This is a genomic window from Lysinibacillus piscis (assembly GCF_026012395.1).
Taxonomy (GTDB): domain Bacteria; phylum Bacillota; class Bacilli; order Bacillales_A; family Planococcaceae; genus Lysinibacillus; species Lysinibacillus piscis.
The window spans coordinates 550,658-572,780 of sequence record NZ_BRZA01000001.1 but is presented as its reverse complement, the minus strand read 5'-3'; the positions used below and the strand labels follow the sequence as shown (position 1 = coordinate 572,780).

The window sequence follows — 22,123 nt, the reverse complement described above, 5'->3', positions numbered from 1 at the left end:
ATGACATCTATCGTCTTTATGGGAACACCTGATTTCTCTGCACCCATTTTGCGTATGCTATATGAAGAAGGCTATGCAATTAAGGCAGTTATCACACAGCCAGACCGTCCTGTAGGAAGAAAGCGTGTTTTAACACCTCCTCCTGTAAAAGCGGCAGCATTAGAATTAGGCTTACCCGTTATTCAACCTGAAAAATTGCGTGGCTCAGCGGAGTTACAGCAAATTATAGATTTACAACCAGATTTAATTGTTACAGCAGCTTTTGGGCAAATTTTGCCGAAGGAGCTATTAGTTACACCACCACTTGGCTGTATTAATGTACATGCCTCTTTATTACCAAAATATCGTGGAGGAGCGCCTATTCATCAAGCGATTATAGATGGTGAAAAAGAAACAGGTGTCACGATTATGTATATGGCAGAGAAGCTAGATGCAGGTGATATTATTTCGCAAAGTGCTATTCCAATCGAGGCAGAGGACCATACAGGAGCACTTTTTGACAAGCTGAGCAACGTCGGTCGTGATTTATTAAAAAATACACTTCCTTCTATTATAAATAAAACAAATAGTCGTACTGTACAGGATGAGACACAAGTATCATTTGCCAGCAACATTTCTCGTGAGCAGGAGCGTATTGATTGGACAGAGGATGCAACTACTTTATACAATCAAGTACGTGGTTTACATCCGTGGCCAGTTGCCTATACAACGTTTGAAGAAGGAAATTTCAAAATTTGGTGGGCAAAGGTTGGGCAAAGTAAGCATGATGCACAGCCGGGTACAGTTGTAGCCATTGCAAAGGATCACTTTGAAGTAGCAGCAGGAAATGGCTCCACACTGGCATTATATGATATTCAACCAGCAGGTAAAAAACGTATGACAGCTGAAGAATATTTACGCGGTACAGGCTCTAAATTGCAGATTGGAGATCAATTTCAATGAGTAAAAAAAGTGTAGTAATTTGGAATGGTAATGTACGTGATGCGGCATTATCTATTTTACTTGCAGTAGATAAAAGTCAGGCATACAGTAATTTACTGTTAAATGAAACGATTAAACGACATAAAATAGAGGCGAAAGATCGTGCATTATTAACGGAAATCACCTATGGCACCTTGCAACATAAAATGACATTGGATTATTATTTAGAGCCGTTTATTCGTGGTTCAATTGACCATTGGGTACGTTGGCTACTACGCCTATCCTTATATCAAATACATTATTTGACACGTATCCCACCACATGCAGCAGTAAATGAAGCGGTGGAAATTGCGAAGCGTCGTGGCCATAAGGGGATTGCCTCAACGGTTAATGGAGTTTTGCGCTCTGTGCTACGTCAAGGGGTAACTTCAACAGCGGCTATTGAAAATCCAATTGAACGTCTTGCAATTGAAACAAGCCATCCCCATTGGCTTGTACAGCGTTTTGTTGATAATTACGGCATGGAAGTAGCAAGTGACATGCTGCACGAAAATAACAGACCGCCTGTGCAAACGGTACGTGTGAACACACTTAAAGCTACGGTAGAGGAAGCGATTGCTAGCCTACAAGCAGAAGGATTGACGGCTAAACAGAGTGATATATTACCAGAATGTCTGCATATTACAGATGGTCAGCCTGCTCGTACAAAAGCATTTCAAGAAGGATTGATTACGATACAGGATGAAAGCTCTATGTTGCCTGCAAATGTTCTACAGCCGTCACCAGGTATGCGTGTTTTAGATATGTGTGCAGCACCAGGAGGGAAAACAACACATTTAGCAGCCATTATGCAAAATGAAGGCAGTATTTTGGCAACAGACCTTCATCCACATAAATTAGATTTAATCGACCAAAATATAGAGCGTTTAGGTATTGAAATTGTTGAAACAGCACCGATTGATGGGCGTAAAGCACCTGTTTTTTTACAGCAAGAATCTTTTGATGCTGTTTTAGTGGATGCACCATGTAGTGGCTTAGGTGTAATGCGCCGTAAACCAGATATTAAGTATACGAAACGTGAGGAAGATTTAGCGAATCTCCAAAAAATACAGATTGACTTGCTTGATGCTGCCACAAAAGTATTAAAAATCGGTGGTAAACTTGTTTATAGTACTTGTACAGTCGATAAAAAAGAAAATGAAGGCACAGTGGAAGCCTTTTTAGCACAACATCCCGAAATAGAAGCGATTGAACTACAATCATTACCGAAGGAATTAGCAGAAAAGCAAGCGAATGGTATGCTACAAGTCTTTCCGCAAGATTTTGGTAGTGACGGTTTCTTTGTAGCTGCTTTTCGTAAAAAAGGAGGATCCAACTAATGATGGATCAAGAGAAATTTAATGAACGTATTAACGATTTAGTAGAAGAAGCAGAAGAAAAACCTGCCCGACGTGTCAAAAAAGAGAAGGTAAATTTAAAAGAATCCATTTATTCTTTACAGCCACAGCAATTAGAAGAATGGTTGAAAGAGCAAGGAGAAAAACCTTTCCGAGCAACACAAATTTTTGATTGGTTGTATAATAAACGTGTCAAAACATTTGAGGATATGTCTAATTTATCAAAAGGTTTACGTGAGAAGTTAGAGGCAAACTTTGCTTTAACGACACTATCAACAATCATTAAGCAAGAATCAAAAGATGGAACGATTAAATTTTTATTCCAATTACAAGATGGTTATTCTATTGAAACAGTATTAATGCGCCACGAATATGGTAATTCTGTTTGTGTAACGACACAGGTAGGTTGCCGTATTGGTTGTACATTCTGTGCATCGACACTAGGTGGCTTAAAGCGTCATTTATTAGCTGGAGAAATTGTGGAGCAAGTAGTGAAGGTGCAGCAAACATTAGATGAGGTGGGCGAGCGTGTATCCCATATCGTCATTATGGGTATTGGTGAACCTTTCGATAACTATGATGCGATGATGAATTTCTTAAAAGTCATCAACCATGAAAAAGGATTAAATATTGGTGCACGTCATATTACAGTATCAACATCAGGGATTGTGCCAAAAATTTATCAATTTGCTGATGAGCAATTACAAATTAACTTTGCGGTGTCTCTACATGCGCCAAACCAAGAAGCACGTCAAAAATTAATGCCGATTGCACGTGCTTATAAATTAGATGAATTGATGGAAGCAGTTCGTTACTATACAAACAAAACAGGTCGACGTGTTAGCTTTGAGTATGGGTTAATGTCTGGTGAAAATGATTCAGTGGAAGTTGCAGAGGAATTAGCAGCTTTAATCAAAGGAATGAAATGTCATGTGAATTTAATCCCTATCAATTATGTGCCAGAACGTGATTATATTCGTACATCACGTAGTCGAATTTTTGCCTTTGAGAAAGCATTAAAGAAAAAGGGTATTAACGTAACAATCCGCCGAGAACAAGGTGCTGATATCGCCGCTGCGTGTGGTCAATTACGTGCGCAAGAGAGAGCAGAAGAAACGAGGTGACCAATGTGCAATACACAGTTGAAAGTGATGTTGGGTTAAAACGAGCAATTAATGAAGACCGTGCTGCATTTTTTAGACGTCCTGATGGCTTTGCATTAGCACTTATAGCAGATGGTATGGGTGGACATAATGCAGGCGATGTAGCAAGCGAGATGGCTGTCAAACAGATGGAAGCTATTTTTTTACAAGCAGAGACACATCAATTTGCATCAATAACTTTAAAAAATGAATGGTTATTACAAACGATCAAGCAATTAAATACAAACATCTATAACTATTCATTATCACATGAAGACTGTAAAGGAATGGGAACAACTCTCATCGCTGTATTAATAGAAGGAAGTCATTGCTTCATTGCACATGTTGGTGATAGTCGTGTTTATCATTTCTATGAAGATGGTGCACAGCAAATTACGAAAGACCATTCCTATGTCAATGTGTTAGTCGAAAATGGTGAAATTAGTGAGGAAGAAGCATTAACGCATCCAAAGAAAAATTTCATTTTAAAATCACTTGGCACAGAGGAAACCATTGAACCTGATTTTTATGAGGTAGAATTGCAAGCTAGCTCCTATTTGCTGATTTGTTCAGATGGCTTGAGTAATAAATTGTCGATGGCTGAAATGGTTGCTATTTTGGCATACCCTAGCTCACTCAAGAAAAAAGGTCAACAGCTCGTTCATTTGGCTAATGTGAGTGGGGGGGAAGACAATATTTCACTTGTACTACTCACAGCACAAGAAGAGGAGGTGTAAGAATGCTTGTAGGAAAAAGGATTAGTGACCGCTATAAAATTATCGAGCTAATAGGTGGTGGCGGCATGTCACATGTGTATTTAGCGCATGATATGATTTTAAATCGTGATGTAGCCATTAAAGTATTACGCTATGATTTTTCTAATGAAGAGGAATTACACCGCCGCTTTCAACGTGAGGCATTGTCTGCTACAAGCCTTACACACCCTAATATTGTGAGTATTTATGATGTAGGGGATGATGGTGACTTACATTATATCGTGATGGAGTATGTCAAAGGGAAAACATTAAAGCAATATATACAAGAGTTTGCCCCTATTTCACCTGCTCGCAGTGTGCATATTATGAAGCAGTTGACATCAGCGATTGCGATTGCACATGAAAACCATATTATCCATCGAGACATTAAACCGCAAAATATTTTAATGGATGCAGAAGGCAATGTGAAAATTGCCGATTTTGGTATTGCAATGACTTTGAGTGCTACTTCTTTTACACAAACAAATTCAGTGTTGGGGACAGTACATTACTTGTCACCAGAGCAAGCACGTGGTGGTACAGCAACAAACAAATCCGATATTTATGCACTAGGCATTGTGTTATATGAATTATTAACAGGTGAATTGCCCTTCTCAGGAGAATCGGCTGTATCAATTGCATTAAAGCATTTACAATCAGAAACACCATCTGTACGTGCATTTGATGCAACTATTCCACAAAGTGTGGAAAACGTTGTATTAAAGGCAACGGCAAAAGATTCCCTACATCGTTATGCTACAGTGGAGGAAATGCAGGAGGATTTGGAAACGGTTCTATCACCAAGTCGTATACAGGAGCCAAAATTTGCAACACCTATCGATCATGACGCTACAAGAGCTATTCCGATTATTAAAGATCCAAAAGTTCAGCATGCAGAGGATTTGGATCAAACCAAGGCGATGGCCCCAGTTACGATGACAACTACAAAGTCGGTCGAAAAAGTGTCAGCACCAATCAAGAAGCCCAAAAAGAAAAAATGGCCTTTGTATATAGCAAGTATTGTGACAGTTCTTATTGCGCTATTTTTATTCCTGTTATTTGCAACAGATTTATTTAGCCCGAAAAAAATAACTGTTCCGAATGTAGCTAATTTGACAGTAGAAGAAGCGACACAGAAATTAGAAGCTTTAGGTTTTGTCGTCAGCGAGGAAACACAGGAGCGTTATGATGAACAAGTGGAACAAGGGAATGTTATCGAAACAGATCCACCTGAAGGAAAAGAACGGATAAAAGAAACTGAAATTACGCTAGTAGTTAGCCTTGGTGTTGCAGCAACAAAGGTAGATGATTATGTAGGTAAATCGATACAGCAAGTAGAGAAATTGTTGCGAGACACATTTGCGCATATCGAAATCAATTCCATTTATTCAGATGAACCAGAAGGCACGATTATTAAGCAAACACCACAAGCTGGTGAAGAAGTGATTGCTAAAGATACGACAATTGTTTTTCAAGTGAGTCAGGGTGTTGAAATGGTGACGATTGATGATGTCAAAAATTATACAAAAAAGCAAATGGATGCTTATGTCGAACGAAAAGGGCTTAAGTGGCGTATCGTACGTGAAGAGCACAATGAGCAAATTGCTGCAGGAAGTGTTATTTCACAAACACCAGAGGCAAATACAGAGGTACAAAAAGGTTCTACGATTGATGTGATTATGAGTAAGGGACCTGCTGAAAAACCTGTAAAAACATGGGTGCAAACGATTAAAATCGAATATAAACCGTCAGAAGAAGGTATTGAGCAAATGATTCGCGTTGAAATTCAAGATAAGAATCACACGATGCTCAAACCATATGAGGAATTTCCGATTATGACGGATATTGACTATCGCATAACACTTGTAGTGGCAGAAGGTGAAGAGGCAGCTTATAAAATCATTCGAGACTCAGAAATTATTGCAGAAGACAAAATTAACTATAACGATCCAAAATTTAACTAAGGGGGAGTTGGATGGCATTAGGCCAAATTCGTAAAGCATTGAGCGGTTATTATTATGTGTATGATGGTCAGGAGCTTATACAATGTCGAGGACGTGGTGTATTCCGTAATCGTGGGGAATCACCACTTGTTGGAGATATTGTCGAGTATACATTAGAAATAGAGGGCTCAGACGGGACAATTCAAAAAATAATGGAGCGACAAAACGAATTAGTGCGTCCTCCCATTGCCAATATTGATCAAGGCATTTTAGTATTTTCTGTGAAAGAGCCTGATTTTAACTCTATTTTGCTAGATCGATTTCTTGTTGTATTGGAATCATTCCATGTACATCCCATTATTTGCTTAACTAAAATGGATTTATTGGCTGCAAATGAGCAAGAAGAACTGAATAGCTATATACAAGATTATGAAAGTATGGGCTATACGGTTTTGCAAACGTATAAAGATGAGGAAGAATTAGTCGAGCGATTACAACCTATTTTAAAGGGGAAAACATCTGTACTAGCAGGTCAATCAGGTGTTGGCAAATCTACATTACTAAATACGTTAATTCCTAGTTTGAATTTAAAGACAGGGATTATTTCGCAAAGCTTAGGGCGAGGGAAGCATACGACACGCCATGTGGAGCTAATCGAAGTTTGTGATGGTTTACTTGCAGATACACCTGGCTTTAGCTCCTTTGATTTTGATACAATTGACAAGGAAGAGCTTGGCTCCTGCTTCCCTGAAATGGCGCAGCTTGCAGATAACTGTAAATTCAGAGGCTGTCTGCATTTAAAGGAACCTAAATGTGCAGTGAAAGAGGCTGTAGCAACAGGTGACATTCGAGCATATCGTTACAAGCATTATGAGCAGTTTATCCAAGAAATTATCGATAGAAAGCCGAGGTATTAAGGATGATACAAATCGCACCATCTATTTTAGCAGCGAATTTCGCTAAATTAGGAGACGAAGTAAAAGAAGTAGAACAAGCAGGCGCAAAACTAATTCATATTGATGTAATGGACGGTCATTTCGTACCGAATATTTCATTTGGCGCAATCGTATTAGAAGCGATTCGCCCATTAACAACATTGCCATTAGATGTTCATTTAATGATTGAAAACCCTGATCAGTATATTGAACAATTTGCAAAAGCAGGTGCAGATTATATTACAGTGCATGTGGAAGCATGTCGCCATTTACACCGTACAATCCAGTTGATTCGTTCATATGGTGTGAAGCCGGGGGTTGTATTAAATCCACATACACCGATTGAGACAATTCAGCATGTGCTAGAGGATATCGATATGGTGTTATTTATGACCGTGAATCCAGGCTTTGGTGGTCAAAAATTCATTCCCTCTGTTGTACCAAAAATTGAAGCATTAGCAACAATCATTCAAGAACGTGGCTTAAATATTGACATCGAAATTGATGGAGGTATTACGGCTGAAACAATCGTACCTTGTGCAAAAGCAGGAGCAACTATTTTTGTGGCAGGTTCGGCGATTTATAGTAAAGAAGATCGAACAGCTGCATTACAGGAAATTTTAGCTGCTGGTGAGGCTGCTGTACAAAAATGACTATCGTCGTGATTTGCGCAGGTGGCCCACAAGGAGAGCTCTGTTCTTTCACAACCTATCAGCAACAGCAAAATGTGCATTTTATCGGTGCTGATCGTGGCGCATTGTATTTAATTGAACAGGGCATTACGCCACATGCTATTGTTGGTGACTTTGATTCATTGACAGCAGAGGAATATCAGTTGGTGATTACGCATACGCATGACAGTGAGCGATTCCAAGAGGAAAAGGACGAAACAGATACAGATTTAGCGCTGCTTAAGGCACTTCGCTATGCACCTACAGAAATTATTTTAACAGGTGTAACAGGTGGTCGTTTAGATCATTATGAAGCAGCAATTCGTTCGATTTATCGTTTACAAAAGGAGTATCCACACATTGCGTTCAAAATTGTGAATCAAACCAATGTCCTGCAATTTTTAATGCCTGGTACACATCGTATTCCAGCGAATCCAAATTATCGTTATTTATCTTTTTTTGCACATGAAGAGCCGATTAAAAATGTCACATTACGGCATGTTAAATATGAAACGACCGATGTAGATATATCACTAGGTACATCTATGTTCACCAGCAATGAAATAATAGGAGATGCAGGGTCTATATCTTTCTCACAAGGCATATGTTTAATGATAAGAAGCATAGATTAACGTGAGGGGGAGAAAGTGTTGAAGGTCTACACGTTCCAGCTACCAAAAGTGGTTAGTAGCATTACACGTACATGCATCAACCTATTTAAAAAAGACAAGAAAGTCAAAAAATCCGACTAATCACAGTCGGATTTTTTGTGTAAGTAAAAACGGACAGAGAATCTTTCTCTGTCCGTTTTATTGTGAAGCGACGATTAAACGCGCTCAACTTTACCTGATTTTAATGCACGAGCAGAAACCCATACACGTTTTGGTTTGCCGTCTACTAAAATACGAACTTTTTGAAGGTTAGCACCCCAAGTACGTTTGTTAGCGTTCATAGCATGAGAACGGTTGTTACCAGTACGAGTTTTACGACCAGTGATTACACATTGTTTTGGCATAATATATTTCCTCCTTACTGTTAATGCTGAAAGATAATTATTTCAGTTCGGTATTTCACATACCATAATAATTTAACATACCATGACGTTCAGTGCAACAGTTTTCACATAACCTTTCAAGAAAAAAACCTTTACACCTATAATGGATTTATTTTCCACGGTAGCCGAGCTTTGTAGATACTTGCTGTCCTGTTGCTATGAGCTGTTGTGCTAGATAATCGATTTTTTCTTGAGATACATTGAAGCTGACAAAGCCGATACTTACAGCACCAATAATTTCACCAAAACCATTAAAAATCGCAACAGCTATAGAAGAAGTTCCCGCTGTACGCTCACCATGACTAATAGCAAAGCCCTGCGTTTTAATTTGCTCAAGCTGCGTCTCAATTTGTGCAATCTCTTCTGCTGGAACAAGCTGCTGTAAAATTTCTTTAGCACGACTTGTCGACATTGCAGCAAGGATGGCCTTATTTGCTGCTCCGATATGCATAGGTACACGAATGCCTAATTGGTCATAAATGCGAATAGGATTGGAAGGGTTGTCAATTCTTTCGATAATAATCGTATCTAAGTCAGCAGGTTTATTTAAATAAACACTTTCTCCTACTAATCGAGCTAGTTGCTCTAACTCTATTCTAATTTTGCTGATGTAATCCATTGTATCGTATACTTGTAAGCCAATTTCCATCCATATTGTCCCCAGATGATAGTGCTTCGTTTTGCTATCTTGTGTCACCATGCCTTGTTTAATCATGGCTTGTAAAATTCTATGTAATGTACTTAGCGGTAGGTCACATTTAGTGGATATTTCTGAAATGGACATACCATTTATATTAGCTGTAGAAGCTAAAATTTTGGTAATAATCATTGCACGTTCTAATAATTGCATATACCTTTTCCTCCTTAGATTATATCTAGCACTGTTTATTCAATTAAATCTTATGTAATGGCGTCATAAAATGTCTCTTCAAAATTGATTATACCTAGAAGCCTTCTGTTGAACAAAAATAAAAATTTTCTAAATATATTGACAGTATAGCATGAAAGGAATATATTTTTCATATAAACTTTCCTTTGTGCGGAAATCAATTCCGTTAAACGGAAAAAGGAGTGGGATAATGCATTATTGTTCATCTATGTATGCTCCATTAAAGCATGTGATTGTCAAACATCCGAAAGAGGCATTTCAAAATCAAGACCATTTACATGCAGAATGGCAAACATTTAATTACTTAGCAGAGCCTAATTATGCTGAAGCTGTCAATGAATATGCTGATTTTATAGCCATTTTGGAAAAGCATGTTGAGCAGATTGACTATTTACCAAAATCAGCGACTGTTGGCTTAGATTCGCTTTATGCACATGATCCAGTGAAATTTACACCAAAGGGAGCCATTATTTTAAAGTCTGGTAAAACATTAAGACAGCCAGAAGCGACTGTTTATAAAGAATTTTTAACAGCAAAAGGTATACCGATTATTGGTGAGTTAACTGGTGAAGCTGTATCAGATGGTGGAGATATTGTTTGGTTAGATGATCGTACATTAGCTGTGGGGAGAGGCTATCGTACAAATGATGAGGCGATTCGTCAATTGAAGGATATGACGGCTGATATGGTGGATGAATTTATCGTTGTACAGTTGCCACATGATTTAGGTGAAGCAGAATGTCTACACTTGATGTCCTTTATTAGTATGGTGGACAAGGATTTAGCTGTTGTCCATTCACGTTTGATGCCAGTCTTTTTCCGCCAACTGTTACTAGCACGAGGCATTCAATTAGTTGAGGTGCCAAAGGAAGAATATGATACGCTTGGCTGTAATGTATTAGCGCTAGCACCAAGATTGTGTGTGATTCCAAGTGGTAATCCAGTGACGAAGCAACAATTAGAGGCTGTGGGTGCAAGCGTGTATGAATATAAGGGCGATGAAATTACAGTTAAGGGAACAGGTGGGCCAACGTGCTTAACTTGCCCAGTGATTAGAGGATAAGGAGATGGATGAAAATGTTTAAAAATGTAATCGTGAAAAATCCAGGAAATAGTTTTATTAATGGCTTAACAACAAGTGATTTAGGGAAACCAATTTTAGAAAAATTATTTAAGCAACATGTACAATATGTAGAAGCATTAAAAAAATGTGGTGTTGAAGTCACACAATTAGAAGCAGATGAAGCATTCCCAGATTCTACATTCGTTGAAGATACAGCCGTTTTAACAGCCGAATTTGCCATTATTTCAAATCCAGGTGCAGCGGCGCGTAATCGTGAAATTGAAGCGATGGAGCCGGCAGTTAAAAAATTCTACGACAAAGTTTACTATATTCAGGCGCCAGGTACACTTGATGGTGGAGATGTATTACAAGCAGAGAAGAAGTTTTATGTAGGGATTTCGGATCGTACAAATGAAGAAGGCGCACGTCAATTCAAGGAAATCGTCGAAAAAGAAGGCTATGAAGCAACGATTATCCCATTAAAAGAATTTTTCCACTTAAAAACAGGTATTGCTTATGTGGGAGAAAATCGTATGGTGCTGGCTGGCGAATTTGTTAATCATCCTGCTTTTGCTTCTTATGACAAAATCGTGATTCCAAAAGAAGATGAATACTCAGCAAACTGTATTCAAGTAAATGATTATGTCATTATTCCAGCAGGCTATCCAGAAACAAATCGCAAGTTAACAGCACTTGGTTATCAAACAATTGAATTAGAAATGTCAGAATTCCAAAAACATGATGGCGGTTTAAGCTGCTTATCTTTACGATTTTAATGAAGAATGCCCAATCAATGGATGAAACATTGATTGGGTCATTTAAGGCTTTAATGTCAGAATATTTTTGAAATAGATAGAGAAAGAGGGGGAGAACATTGAATAATGAACAACATGATCACACATTAAAACGTTCGATGAAAAGTCGCCATTTACTTATGTTATCACTGGGGGGCGTTATTGGGACAGGCTTATTTTTAAATGTTGGCTATACGATTAATCAGGCTGGACCTGGTGGCGCATTAATTGGTTATTTATTTGGTGGCTTAATTTTATTTATGGTGATGAATTGTCTTGGTGAATTAGCAGTTTATATGCCTGTAACAGGTTCTTTTCAAACATATGCGACTCGCTTTATTAACCCAGCAGCAGGCTTCTCTTTAGGTTGGATGTATTTTGTTGGCTCTGCGGCAACGGCTGGTGTTGAATTTACCGCAGCGGGTATTTTAATGCAGCATTGGTTCCCTGATATTCCGATTTGGATATGGTGTGCTATTTTTATGGCTTTGCTATTTATATTAAATGCTTTAACAACAAGAGGTTTTGCAGAGGCAGAGTTTTGGTTTGCTGGTATTAAAGTTATAGCGGTCATTGCCTTTATCATTATCGGTGTAGCAGCTATCTTTGGCATCATTCCTTTAGCAGATCGCCCAACACCACATTTCACAAATTTAGCACCATCTGGTTGGTTCCCAGCAGGTATTACCATTATTTTTGTAACCATGATGAATGTTATTTTCTCTTATCAAGGGTCTGAGCTTGTAGGTATTGCAGCTGGTGAGACAGAAAACCCAGAGAAAAATATTCCAAAGGCGATTCGTACGATTATCTTTAGAATTATTGTCTTTTATATTGCTTCTATTATTGTATTATCTGCTATTTTCCCAGCATCTGAACTTGGTTTGCTGGAAAGTCCGTTTGTTACATTAATGAAAATTGCTGGTGTGCCGTATGCAGCGGATATTATGAATTTTGTTATTTTAACAGCGATTTTATCAGTTGGTAACTCTTGTCTTTTTGCATCTACACGTTTACTGTGGTCTATGTCGAATGAAGGAATGGCACCTAAAATGTTTGGGCGATTAACAAAAAATAAAGTTCCATTAAATGCTTTGATATTTACTATGTTGTTTTCATTATTATCATTATTAACAAGCGTTATGGAAGCGGATACAGTATTTGTTATTTTAATGTCTGTAGCAGGTATTTCCGTAACCATTTCTTGGATGGGGATTTGTGCATCTCAATTTATGTTCCGTCGCCATTTTATCCAAAATGGTGGTAATATAGCGGATTTAAAATTTAAAACACCCTATTATCCATTAATACCGATTATTTGTATGGCATTTTGTGTATTGATTCTTGTCTTTTTAGCATTCGATCCAACACAATTGATTGGTTTACTTTATGGTATCGGCTTCTTTATTGCCTGTATGATTTTCTTTAAAGTAAAATTGAGTAAACAATATAAGGCCCCTACAAATAAATGAATTTAACAGCAAGAGGAGACTTTTTATGAATACTTATTTTTGGAATACACCTGAAACATTACGTGCATTGCTCTGTGAACTTGTCAGTTGGGAAAGTAGAACATTGACAAAAGGTGAAAATGACTTTGCTTATAAACTAAGAGATAAATTGCAAACACTTTCTTATTTTCAACAACAACCACAATATATTGAATTACATGATGCAGGATTAGGACGGCACGCTGTCACAGCCTTATATAAGCACCCAGAGGCAACGAAAACGGTTGTGCTCATCAGCCATTTCGATACAGTGCATACGGAGGAATACGGTGAGCTAGAGTCACTTGCCTTCCATCCAGAGGAGCTAACGACAAAGCTGATGGAACCTAAATATTTTAAAGATTTACCAGAATCCGCACAAATTGATTTACAATCAGGTAAATACTTATTTGGACGTGGCACAATGGATATGAAAATGGGGCTGGCACTTCATATGCAGTTGATTGAAAAGGCGAGCTTGGAAAAATGGCCTATTAATCTACTATTAACAGCTGTTCCTGATGAAGAGGTCAATTCGGCTGGCATGCGTGCAGCGGTAGTAGAGCTTGTGCGATTACGTGAAGAACATCATCTCACATATACATTATTTTTAAATAGTGAGCCATCTTTCTCTCAAGCACCAGCAGATATTAAGGAATATGTTTACTCAGGAACGATTGGGAAAATTATGCCTGCTGCTTTGTTTTATGGCAAAGAAACACATGTCGGTGAGCCATTAAAAGGAATGACAGCTACTTTTATCGCATCTTATATGACACAGCAGATGGAATGGAATCCTGTTTTTCGTGAAACGGATTTAGGAGAAAGCACACCACTTCCTGTGTCCTTGCAATTAAAAGATTTGAAAATGGAATATTCGACACAAACACCCTATCGTGCAGCAGCACTTTATAATGTATTTTTAATGAAGCGGACGGCGACAGAGGTTATGGATATTTTTGAACAAGTTGCAGTGGAAGCAATGGCAGCTTGTAATGAGCATTACCAACAAATTTGTGTGCGTGAACAGGTCAAAGGTGTAGGAACTGTCAAAGTCATCCGTTATGAAGCATTGCTAGAGCATGCTATTGCCAAATTAGGAGCAGAGGAAGTAGCACTGATTAAACAGCAGGTGATAGATAATGGGAAATTGGATGACCGAGAAAAATCGATTCGCATTGTGGATCAATTAATGATTCGCTGTCAAGAATTAGCACCTGCAACTGTGTTACTATATGCACCACCTTATTATCCAGCGATTAATGCTTCTGGTCATCCAGTTGTGCAACAAGCCATTACATTGATGCAGGATATGGCAAAAACATTTCATAATGAAGTGGAACAAATCCATTACTTTAATGGCATTTGTGATTTAAGCTATGTAAATTATTCAGATGGCGAAAGTGGCTGGATAGCATTTGAAAAAAATACACCTGTTTGGGGTGAAACATATAGTATTCCATTTGATGCGATGACAGCATTGCAAGGACCTGTATTAAATGTAGGACCATTTGGCAAAGACCCACATCAAAAAACAGAGAGGCTGCATGTCGATAGTGCTTTTACTGAAATGCCAGTCATGCTTGAAGCATTAATAAAAAGTCTATAGTAATAAAAATAAGCCGATACATGGAAAATGTATCGGCTTTTGGACTGTGAAAAAGAGAGATTTTGAGTTACTATAAGGTTAAGAGGATGTTTAGCACTGTTTGAATAGTTAAAACTAATCAGTAATCATTCGAGGTGAACCTTTGTGGGCAATAAACAACAATTATCATTTATGGTACAAAAGGAAATCGTGCGATTGAATGTGCTGCGAATGCGAACAGTTGCATGGACATGGATGTATGCTACAACCGTTATTACATTCGTTCATTTTAGTGAGCTCTTTTTTGCGGTAGATGAAAGAAAAATGGTCCCATTATATGCAGTCATTCATACAATCATGTTTTATATCAATTTAGCAATATTATTATTCATTAAAAAGAATAAGCTAGTCATCACAGAATCCAATATTGCCAAATATAAAAAAATCGTATGGGGATATATTCATATTAATTTATTGCTTGTGACAATCATTACGGTAGTAGATGTATACTTTTTCCATCATGTTGTATTATATGAAGTTATTTTTCTAGTGATTTGTGTTGTATTTGTCCTCCCATTACGAACAATTTTAGGTGGTATTTTAGTGACATTGGCCATCGTTTTAGGAACAGCTTACTACTCGATGGATGTAGCTAGGGAAGGCACTACGATGTTTCTTGCATTAGCTCTTCTTATCCCAATAGGCTTGATGATTCAATGGTATATGTATAGCGTACAAAAACAATATATCATCCAGCAAATTTTGTTGGGGGCAGAAGTGGTGAGGTCCAAGCAGACTTCCGAATTATTAGCAGGACAAGTGATGCGAGATACGCTGACAAATATACCGAATCGTCGTGCTTTTAATGAAAAGATTCAGCAGCTAGATGAACAAAAAGAATTGGCAGTGCTGATGATTGATATTGATTTTTTTAAGAATTTCAATGATTCTTATGGACATATACAGGGCGATAAAGCATTAAAGGCAGTAGCAATTAAGCTACAGCAAGTCGGACTGAAAAATAGCGCATTTGTGGCACGCTGGGGTGGAGAAGAATTTGTACTAGTAAGTCAAAGTAATCGAGAGCAAGCGGAGGAGCTATGTCAGCAAATTATCGCAGCAATACATGATTTAGGTATTCCGCATAGAGGTTCACCAATTGCTAATCGTGTGACAGTGAGTATTGGTATGTGCTGGACGCATTCAAGTGCCAGAGAAAAAATTTATCAATGTTGTACGTTCTCTGATGAAGCACTATACCAAGCAAAACAAAATGGTCGAAATGGCTACTACATTCAAGGACTAGATCAGGTAATGGTATCATAATGAGCAAAATACATATCATTTGTGAGAAAGTTGATTAATAGAGGATGAAAATGTTACAATAGCTTTTAGTCAAAAAGAGCCAAGGAGGCATATCTATGTCAATTGAACTACGCAATGAATTCGGCCAAATTGATATTTCAACAGACGTGCTCGCACAAATTGCGGGAGGCGCTGCTGTAGAATGTTATGGAATTGTAGGTATGGCATCAAAGCATCAAATTCGCGATGGGCTTACTGATATTTTAGGAAAAGAAAACTTTGCTAAAGGTGTCATTATTCGACAACAAGGCGACGATTTACATATTGATATGTATATTATTGTTAGTTACGGTACAAAAATTTCAGAAGTGGCTTACCAAGTACAATCAAAAGTAAAATATACAGTTGATAAAACATTGGGAATGGGCGTAAACACTGTCAATATTTTTGTACAGGGTGTCCGTGTAGCGAAGGATTAAGAGGGGGAGTAAAATCGGATGCAGTCTTTAGATGGAATAAAGTTTGCAGAAATGGTGCAAATGGGCGCACATCATTTATTGCAAAATGCAAACTATGTTGACTCATTAAATGTATTTCCTGTACCAGATGGTGATACGGGAACAAATATGAATTTATCAATGACATCAGGTGCGAAAGAAACGGAAGCTTTTGCCACTGCACATATTGGTAAAACGGCACAGGCATTGGCGAAAGGTTTATTAATGGGTGCACGTGGTAATTCGGGTGTTATTTTATCACAATTGTTCCGAGGTTTCGGTAAGTTTATCGAAAAAGAAGAAACCATTGATGCGAAAGGTTTTGCTAATGCGTTTCAAGCGGGTGTAGATACAGCATATAAAGCGGTGATGAAGCCTGTAGAAGGAACAATTTTAACTGTAGCACGTGAGGCTGCTAAAAAAGGTGTTGAAGTCGCAGAAACAGAAAGCGATATTATAGCTGTGATGGATGCCTTTACAGCAGAAGCGAGAAGCTCGTTAGCGCGTACACCAGACCTTTTACCTGTTTTAAAAGAAGTAGGTGTTGTAGATAGTGGCGGACAAGGGTTGCTATTTGTTTATGAAGGATTTTTAGCTTCATTAAAAGGTGAGCCATTACCAGAAAGAAATGAAGCCACATTGGATGATTTAATTAATGCAGAGCATCATCGTGTGCAAGATTTCATGAGCACAGAGGATATTGAATTTGGCTATTGTACAGAAATTATGGTGCGCTTTGAAGAAGGAAAAGAGTCGTTTGATGAAGACCAATTCCGTAATGAATTAAATCCGCTTGGCGATTCATTGCTTGTTATTTCGGATGATGAAATTGCGAAAGTGCATATTCATTCAGAGCAACCAGGTGCTGTATTAGCGATGGGGCAAAAATATGGTAGTCTTATTAAAATCAAGGTAGACAATATGCGTGAGCAACATTCAGCTATTGTTGGTGAAGAACGTTCGACTGCTACGGCTGTGAAAACAATTGAAAAACATCCATATGCGATTGTCACGATTGCAATGGGTGAAGGTGTTGCGACATTATTACGTTCAATCGGTGCCTCTTATGTGATTGAGGGTGGGCAAACAATGAACCCTTCCACAGAAGATATTGTCAAAGCTGTCCAAGAAATTGGTGCTGAAAAAGTATTGATCTTACCGAATAATAAAAACATTATTATGGCGGCAGAGCAAGCGGTGGAGCTGTTGGAAATCGATGCGGCAGTTGTGCCAACGAAAACGATTCCTCAAGGGATGGCAGCGATTTTATCATTTAATCCTGATGCTACTGTGGCAACGAACCAAGCATCTATGACGGAAGCCTTTGCGCATGTGAAAACAGGGCAAGTGACATATGCTGTGCGGGATACGTCTATTGATGGTATTGCTATTCATAAAGATGACTTTATGGCACTAGCAGAAGGCAAAATTGTGTTATCTACACCAACATTAAAGGATGCGGCTGAAAAAGTTGTTGCAGATTTAGTGGATGAAGATAGTGAGATTGTGACAGTCATTTATGGTGAAGATACAACAGAAGAACAGGCTTCGGCATTAGTGACATTTATCGAGGAACATTATCCAGACGTAGAAGTAGAATTATTTAATGGTCAACAAAGTTTGTATCCATACATTATTTCAGTAGAATAATTCGATGACATTTGGTGAACGAAGCAAGGAAGGCAGTGCACAAATTGTGTACTGCTTTTGTTTGTGGATAGAGGAAATAGGGAAACATTTAAATAGGTAGAAGCGGTATTCATTTGCGTAGGTATGTATGATACTGTATGTGTGAGTAGGACAATAGACGTTAAGAGATAATTATTAAAATGACTGTCTTTACTGAAAGGACAGTCAGTGTTATATGCTTGGAATGACAGTAGTATAGATTTTGATAAAGCTGAAAAGTAATACTTTACTTTTATGATATGATATAAATATGATTAAAAGAAAGATATATAGAGGGGTGTTTATATGAAGTTTACTTCTGTATTTGATATTATAGGACCTGTGATGATTGGACCATCGTCCTCTCATACGGCAGGGGCTGCTCGTATTGGACGTGTAGCAAGAGATTTATTTGGTAGACAGCCAAAATGGGCAAAAATTCATTTATATGGCTCATTTGCAGAAACATATCGTGGGCATGGTACAGATGTGGCGATCGTAGGTGGTTTATTAAATTATGATACGTATGATGAGCGTATTAAAACCGCCTTTGCAGATGCAGAAAAGGCTGGATTGGCATTTGAATTTATTCCTGAAACAGCGAACACAGAGCATCCGAATACAGCGCGCCTTGTTATTGGAGATGACGAGGGAGAAATGTCAGTTGTGGGAATTTCGATTGGCGGCGGTAAAATTGAAGTGAGTGAAGTAAACGGTTTCAAATTACGTTTAACAGGTGGAATGCCTGCTATTTTGGTTGTACATGATGACCGTGCTGGCTGTATTGCCAATGTAGCGAATTGCTTGGCTATGCACAACGTCAATATTGGGCATATGGAAGTATCACGTATTGAACGTGGTTTAACAGCATTGATGGTAATTGAAGTCGATCAAAATATTGAAGAGAAAGTAATACAACAAATTTCGTTAATACCATATATTACAAAAGTGTCGAAAATTAATAACTAGGGAGATGTCACAATATGAACGTGTTGTTTCATAATGTTCGTGAGCTTGTGGAGCGAGCAGAACGAGAAGGAAAATTAATTTCAGAAATTATGATAGAGCAAGAAATGTTAATGAGCGGAAGAACGCGTGAAGAAATTATCGAGCAAATGGATCGTAATTTAACAGTGATGGAGGAAGCGATTGAGCGTGGTATTAAGGGTGTGCAATCTGTAACAGGATTAACAGGTGGCGATGCTGTATTACTACAAAATTATATTGCACAGGGTAATTCATTATCAGGTGAATTGTTGCTGGATGCTGTTAGTAAAGCCGTGGCAACCAATGAGGTTAATGCAGCGATGGGTACAATATGTGCAACACCAACAGCAGGTTCAGCAGGGGTTGTGCCTGGTACGTTATTCGCGGTGAAAAATAAATTAAATCCGACACGTGAGCAAATGATTCGCTATTTATTTACATCAGGAGCATTTGGCTTTGTTGTAGCGAATAATGCATCGATTTCGGGTGCAGCGGGTGGCTGTCAGGCAGAGGTTGGTTCAGCAGCAGGTATGGCAGCAGCAGCGATTGTGGAAATGGCTGGTGGTACGCCACAGCAATGTGCAGAGGGCTTTGCCATTACATTAAAAAATATGCTTGGTCTTGTATGTGATCCAGTGGCTGGCTTAGTGGAAGTTCCTTGTGTGAAACGGAATGCGATGGGGGCAGCCAATTCACTTGTAGCAGCTGATATGGCACTTGCAGGTGTCACAAGCCGTATTCCTTGTGATGAAGTCATCGGAGCAATGTACCGCATTGGTCAAGCAATGAGTCCAAACTTAAAAGAGACAGCACGTGGTGGACTAGCCGCAACACCGACAGGTAAAGCACTTGCAGCAAAGATTTTTGGCGGAGCAGTCGTACAAGGTGACTATTGATTTAACAAGCCCTATTACCAATGTAAAGGGTGTTGGCAAAGAAACGGCTAGTCATCTTATGACTCTAGGCATTGAAACGATTGCCGATTTATTATGGACATTCCCACATCGTCATGAGGATTTTCGTTTAAAGGATTTAGCGCAAACGCCACATAATGAACGTGTCACAGTAGAATGTCGAGTGGAGCGAGAACCGACTGTATTATTTATGGGGAAAAATAAATCAAGGCTACAAGTGACGGTACTTGCAGGACGACATTTGGTGAAGGTTGTGTTTTTTAACCAAGGCTATTTAAAGCAAAAACTTGTGCCAGGAGCGATTATTACCGTCACAGGAAAATGGGATAGAGGACGTCAAGTCATTAATGGAACAACGGTGACATTTGGACCAAAAACAGAGCAAGTAGATTTTGAGCCTGTGTATAGCTTAAAGGGGTTAATTCCGCAAAAGCGCTTTAGGAAAATCATGAGGCAAGTATTAGATGATGTGATAGATGTACCTGATAGCCTTCCACAGTCATTGCAACAAGCGTATAAACTTTTAGCGATACGTGAAGGGCTAGAGGGTGTGCATTTTCCTTTAGATGCCGAGCACGCGAAACAAGCGAGAAGACGATTTGCCTATGAAGAGTTACTGCATTTCCAATTGCGTATTCAAGCATTAAGAAAGGCTCGTAAAGATGCTGAGCATGGTACAGTGATTTCCTTTGATTTGCAGCGATTACGTGCATTTATTGATTCCTTGCCATATGAATTAACTGACGCACAAAAACGTGTCGTCAATGAGATTTGCAAAGATTTAAAAAGCTCACACCGTATGAATCGTTTATTGCAGGGGGATGTGGGCTCAGGGAAAACCGTTGTGGCAGCGATTTGCTTGTATGCAGCAGTGACGGCGGGCTTTCAAGGTGCATTAATGGCACCAACAGAAATTTTAGCTGAACAGCATCTAGAAAGTTTGCAACAATGGTTTATGCCATTTGATATACGAGTTGCTTTATTATCTGGCTCGACAAAGACGAAGGAGCGTCGTCAATTGTTGGAGGCGCTTGCCGATGGTGAGATTGATATTTTAATTGGTACACATGCTTTGATTCAGCCAGACGTTATGTTTCAGAGGCTTGGCTTTGTCATAACAGATGAGCAGCATCGCTTTGGGGTAGAACAGCGGCGTGTATTGCGTGATAAAGGAGAGCATCCCGATGTACTCTTTATGACCGCCACGCCCATTCCTAGAACATTAGCGATTACAGCGTTTGGAGAAATGGACGTGTCCATCATTGATGAAATGCCTGCTGGGCGTAAGCAAATTGAAACCCATTGGCTGAAAAAAGAGCAAATGAATGCAGCTATTGGTAGATTGGAAGTCGAGCTGGCAGCAGGACGACAAGCTTATGCTATTTGTCCGTTAATTGAAGAATCAGAGAAGCTTGATGTGCAAAATGCTGTTGAGCTTTATGAGCAGCTTGCTACTTACTTTCATGGACGCTATACAGTTGGCTTAATGCATGGGCGTTTACCAGCAGATGAAAAAGATGCTGTCATGCGTAGCTTTAGCGAGGGAAAGGTGCATATTCTTGTATCGACAACAGTAGTAGAGGTCGGTGTGAATGTACCGAATGCCACATTTATGATGATTTATGATGCAGAGCGTTTTGGTTTAGCACAGCTCCATCAGCTTCGTGGACGCGTTGGACGTGGCGAACATCAATCGTACTGTGTATTAGTAGCTGATCCGAAGTCTGATGAAGGAAAAGAGCGTATGCAGTCGATGACAGAGACGAATGATGGCTTCCGACTGGCTGAAAAAGATTTAGAGTTGCGTGGACCAGGTGATTTCTTTGGACGCAAGCAAAGTGGGCTACCTGATTTTCAAGTGGCAGATTTAGTGCATGATTATCGTATATTGGAAACGGCTCGTAAAGATGCGATTGACTTGCTTGCTACTAAGGATTTTTGGCAAGAGGCAGAGTATCATTATTTACGTGAAATGCTAGAAAAATCGGGCGTTTTGCAAGGTGAACGCTTTGACTAATCATGAGAATGTAGGACTTGTCTAGAAAACAAGGCTTGCATTCTTTTTTTAACCTCTTTATACTGATGTTAGTACCAAGTGCTAATAACAACT

General features: G+C 38.9%; 21 protein-coding genes. 19 read left to right on the top strand and 2 right to left on the bottom strand.

Features of this window, described 5'->3' with window-relative positions; translation table 11 throughout:
- Genes fmt through spoVM form a run of 9 tightly spaced genes read left to right on the top strand, consistent with a single transcriptional unit; the run spans position 1 to position 8,516 of the window.
- Positions 1-942: a methionyl-tRNA formyltransferase gene (fmt, locus tag OPF91_RS02915; RefSeq protein WP_264987178.1), complete on the top strand. Its 942-nt coding sequence runs from the start codon at positions 1-3 to the stop codon at positions 940-942.
- Positions 939-2,300, top strand: coding sequence for a 16S rRNA (cytosine(967)-C(5))-methyltransferase RsmB (gene rsmB, locus OPF91_RS02910; protein WP_264987177.1), 1,362 nt, complete (start codon positions 939-941; stop codon positions 2,298-2,300). Before fmt ends, rsmB begins: the two co-directional genes overlap by 4 nt.
- A complete protein-coding gene (gene rlmN, locus OPF91_RS02905) occupies positions 2,300-3,442 on the top strand; it encodes a dual-specificity RNA methyltransferase RlmN (RefSeq protein ID WP_264987176.1) in 1,143 nt (380 codons plus the stop codon). Before rsmB ends, rlmN begins: the two co-directional genes overlap by 1 nt.
- A 5-nt stretch (positions 3,443-3,447) precedes the next feature.
- On the top strand, positions 3,448-4,197 hold the full coding sequence (locus OPF91_RS02900) for a Stp1/IreP family PP2C-type Ser/Thr phosphatase (protein ID WP_264987175.1): 750 nt from the start codon (positions 3,448-3,450) through the stop codon (positions 4,195-4,197).
- A gap of 2 nt (positions 4,198-4,199) precedes the next feature.
- Positions 4,200-6,179: a Stk1 family PASTA domain-containing Ser/Thr kinase gene (pknB, locus tag OPF91_RS02895; RefSeq protein ID WP_264987174.1), complete on the top strand. Its 1,980-nt coding sequence runs from the start codon at positions 4,200-4,202 to the stop codon at positions 6,177-6,179.
- 11 nt (positions 6,180-6,190) lie between these two features.
- Positions 6,191-7,075 (top strand): ribosome small subunit-dependent GTPase A, encoded by an 885-nt coding sequence (gene rsgA / locus OPF91_RS02890; RefSeq protein WP_264987173.1) that lies wholly within the window; start codon positions 6,191-6,193, stop codon positions 7,073-7,075.
- A 2-nt stretch (positions 7,076-7,077) separates the two neighbouring features.
- Positions 7,078-7,746 carry a ribulose-phosphate 3-epimerase gene (gene rpe, locus OPF91_RS02885; RefSeq protein ID WP_264987172.1) on the top strand — a complete coding sequence of 223 codons (669 nt, stop codon included), beginning with the start codon at positions 7,078-7,080 and terminating at the stop codon, positions 7,744-7,746.
- Positions 7,743-8,396 carry a thiamine diphosphokinase gene (locus OPF91_RS02880; protein WP_264987171.1) on the top strand — a complete coding sequence of 218 codons (654 nt, stop codon included), beginning with the start codon at positions 7,743-7,745 and terminating at the stop codon, positions 8,394-8,396. The genes rpe and OPF91_RS02880 overlap by 4 nt, the downstream gene beginning before the upstream one ends.
- A gap of 15 nt (positions 8,397-8,411) precedes the next feature.
- Positions 8,412-8,516 (top strand): stage V sporulation protein SpoVM, encoded by a 105-nt coding sequence (gene spoVM / locus OPF91_RS19120; RefSeq protein ID WP_373877021.1) that lies wholly within the window; start codon positions 8,412-8,414, stop codon positions 8,514-8,516.
- Between the two features lie 74 nt (positions 8,517-8,590).
- On the opposite strand, the gene rpmB is transcribed toward spoVM, so the two are convergent.
- Both rpmB and OPF91_RS02870 read right to left on the bottom strand, forming a co-directional pair.
- Positions 8,591-8,779 (bottom strand): 50S ribosomal protein L28, encoded by a 189-nt coding sequence (gene rpmB / locus OPF91_RS02875; RefSeq protein WP_264987170.1) that lies wholly within the window; start codon positions 8,777-8,779, stop codon positions 8,591-8,593.
- Positions 8,780-8,927: 148 nt separating this feature from the next.
- A complete protein-coding gene (locus OPF91_RS02870; RefSeq protein WP_264987169.1) occupies positions 8,928-9,668 on the bottom strand; it encodes an IclR family transcriptional regulator in 741 nt (246 codons plus the stop codon).
- A gap of 229 nt (positions 9,669-9,897) precedes the next feature.
- On the opposite strand from OPF91_RS02870, the gene OPF91_RS02865 reads away from it, so the two are divergent.
- From OPF91_RS02865 to recG, 10 genes are all read left to right on the top strand, one after another.
- The gene (locus OPF91_RS02865) at positions 9,898-10,770 is read left to right on the top strand and encodes a dimethylarginine dimethylaminohydrolase family protein (protein WP_264987168.1); all 873 of its coding nucleotides are present in this window, start codon (positions 9,898-9,900) and stop codon (positions 10,768-10,770) included.
- A gap of 14 nt (positions 10,771-10,784) precedes the next feature.
- Positions 10,785-11,546, top strand: a complete 762-nt coding sequence (locus OPF91_RS02860; RefSeq protein WP_264987167.1) for a dimethylarginine dimethylaminohydrolase family protein — start codon at positions 10,785-10,787, stop codon at positions 11,544-11,546.
- Positions 11,547-11,683: 137 nt separating this feature from the next.
- The gene (locus OPF91_RS02855; protein ID WP_264987865.1) at positions 11,684-13,036 is read left to right on the top strand and encodes an amino acid permease; all 1,353 of its coding nucleotides are present in this window, start codon (positions 11,684-11,686) and stop codon (positions 13,034-13,036) included.
- A gap of 25 nt (positions 13,037-13,061) precedes the next feature.
- Positions 13,062-14,663, top strand: a complete 1,602-nt coding sequence (locus OPF91_RS02850; RefSeq protein WP_264987166.1) for a M20/M25/M40 family metallo-hydrolase — start codon at positions 13,062-13,064, stop codon at positions 14,661-14,663.
- 144 nt (positions 14,664-14,807) lie between these two features.
- Complete coding sequence (locus OPF91_RS02845; protein ID WP_264987165.1) at positions 14,808-15,968, top strand: GGDEF domain-containing protein; 1,161 nt, start codon at positions 14,808-14,810, stop codon at positions 15,966-15,968.
- Positions 15,969-16,063: 95 nt separating this feature from the next.
- Positions 16,064-16,426, top strand: coding sequence for an Asp23/Gls24 family envelope stress response protein (locus OPF91_RS02840; protein ID WP_264987164.1), 363 nt, complete (start codon positions 16,064-16,066; stop codon positions 16,424-16,426).
- Between the two features lie 18 nt (positions 16,427-16,444).
- Positions 16,445-18,094: a DAK2 domain-containing protein gene (gene fakA, locus OPF91_RS02835; protein ID WP_264987163.1), complete on the top strand. Its 1,650-nt coding sequence runs from the start codon at positions 16,445-16,447 to the stop codon at positions 18,092-18,094.
- A 324-nt stretch (positions 18,095-18,418) separates the two neighbouring features.
- Positions 18,419-19,081 (top strand): L-serine ammonia-lyase, iron-sulfur-dependent subunit beta, encoded by a 663-nt coding sequence (gene sdaAB / locus OPF91_RS02830; RefSeq protein WP_264987162.1) that lies wholly within the window; start codon positions 18,419-18,421, stop codon positions 19,079-19,081.
- Between the two features lie 14 nt (positions 19,082-19,095).
- Entirely contained in the window at positions 19,096-19,995 is a 900-nt protein-coding gene (gene sdaAA / locus OPF91_RS02825; protein ID WP_264987161.1) for an L-serine ammonia-lyase, iron-sulfur-dependent, subunit alpha, read from the top strand.
- A complete protein-coding gene (gene recG / locus OPF91_RS02820) occupies positions 19,985-22,030 on the top strand; it encodes an ATP-dependent DNA helicase RecG (protein WP_264987160.1) in 2,046 nt (681 codons plus the stop codon). The genes sdaAA and recG overlap by 11 nt, the downstream gene beginning before the upstream one ends.
- Positions 22,031-22,123: the final 93 nt, after the last annotated feature.

Excerpts from the sequence above, each read along its gene's own strand:
- rsmB (WP_264987177.1), top strand. The coding sequence starts at position 939 with ATGAGTAAAAAAAGTGTAGTAATTTGGAATGGTAATGTACGTGATGCG.
- rsgA (WP_264987173.1), top strand. The coding sequence starts at position 6,191 with ATGGCATTAGGCCAAATTCGTAAAGCATTGAGCGGTTATTATTATGTG.
- OPF91_RS02880 (WP_264987171.1), top strand. The coding sequence starts at position 7,743 with ATGACTATCGTCGTGATTTGCGCAGGTGGCCCACAAGGAGAGCTCTGT.
- OPF91_RS02850 (WP_264987166.1), top strand. The coding sequence starts at position 13,062 with ATGAATACTTATTTTTGGAATACACCTGAAACATTACGTGCATTGCTC.
- OPF91_RS02840 (WP_264987164.1), top strand. The coding sequence starts at position 16,064 with ATGTCAATTGAACTACGCAATGAATTCGGCCAAATTGATATTTCAACA.
- rpe (WP_264987172.1), top strand. The coding sequence starts at position 7,078 with ATGATACAAATCGCACCATCTATTTTAGCAGCGAATTTCGCTAAATTA.
- rlmN (WP_264987176.1), top strand. The coding sequence starts at position 2,300 with ATGATGGATCAAGAGAAATTTAATGAACGTATTAACGATTTAGTAGAA.
- fakA (WP_264987163.1), top strand. The coding sequence starts at position 16,445 with ATGCAGTCTTTAGATGGAATAAAGTTTGCAGAAATGGTGCAAATGGGC.
- sdaAA (WP_264987161.1), top strand. The coding sequence starts at position 19,096 with ATGAACGTGTTGTTTCATAATGTTCGTGAGCTTGTGGAGCGAGCAGAA.
- fmt (WP_264987178.1), top strand. The coding sequence starts at position 1 with ATGACATCTATCGTCTTTATGGGAACACCTGATTTCTCTGCACCCATT.
- sdaAB (WP_264987162.1), top strand. The coding sequence starts at position 18,419 with ATGAAGTTTACTTCTGTATTTGATATTATAGGACCTGTGATGATTGGA.
- OPF91_RS02870 (WP_264987169.1), bottom strand. The coding sequence starts at position 9,668 with ATGCAATTATTAGAACGTGCAATGATTATTACCAAAATTTTAGCTTCT.
- rpmB (WP_264987170.1), bottom strand. The coding sequence starts at position 8,779 with ATGCCAAAACAATGTGTAATCACTGGTCGTAAAACTCGTACTGGTAAC.
- OPF91_RS02855 (WP_264987865.1), top strand. The coding sequence starts at position 11,684 with ATGAAAAGTCGCCATTTACTTATGTTATCACTGGGGGGCGTTATTGGG.
- pknB (WP_264987174.1), top strand. The coding sequence starts at position 4,200 with ATGCTTGTAGGAAAAAGGATTAGTGACCGCTATAAAATTATCGAGCTA.
- OPF91_RS02860 (WP_264987167.1), top strand. The coding sequence starts at position 10,785 with ATGTTTAAAAATGTAATCGTGAAAAATCCAGGAAATAGTTTTATTAAT.
- OPF91_RS02865 (WP_264987168.1), top strand. The coding sequence starts at position 9,898 with ATGCATTATTGTTCATCTATGTATGCTCCATTAAAGCATGTGATTGTC.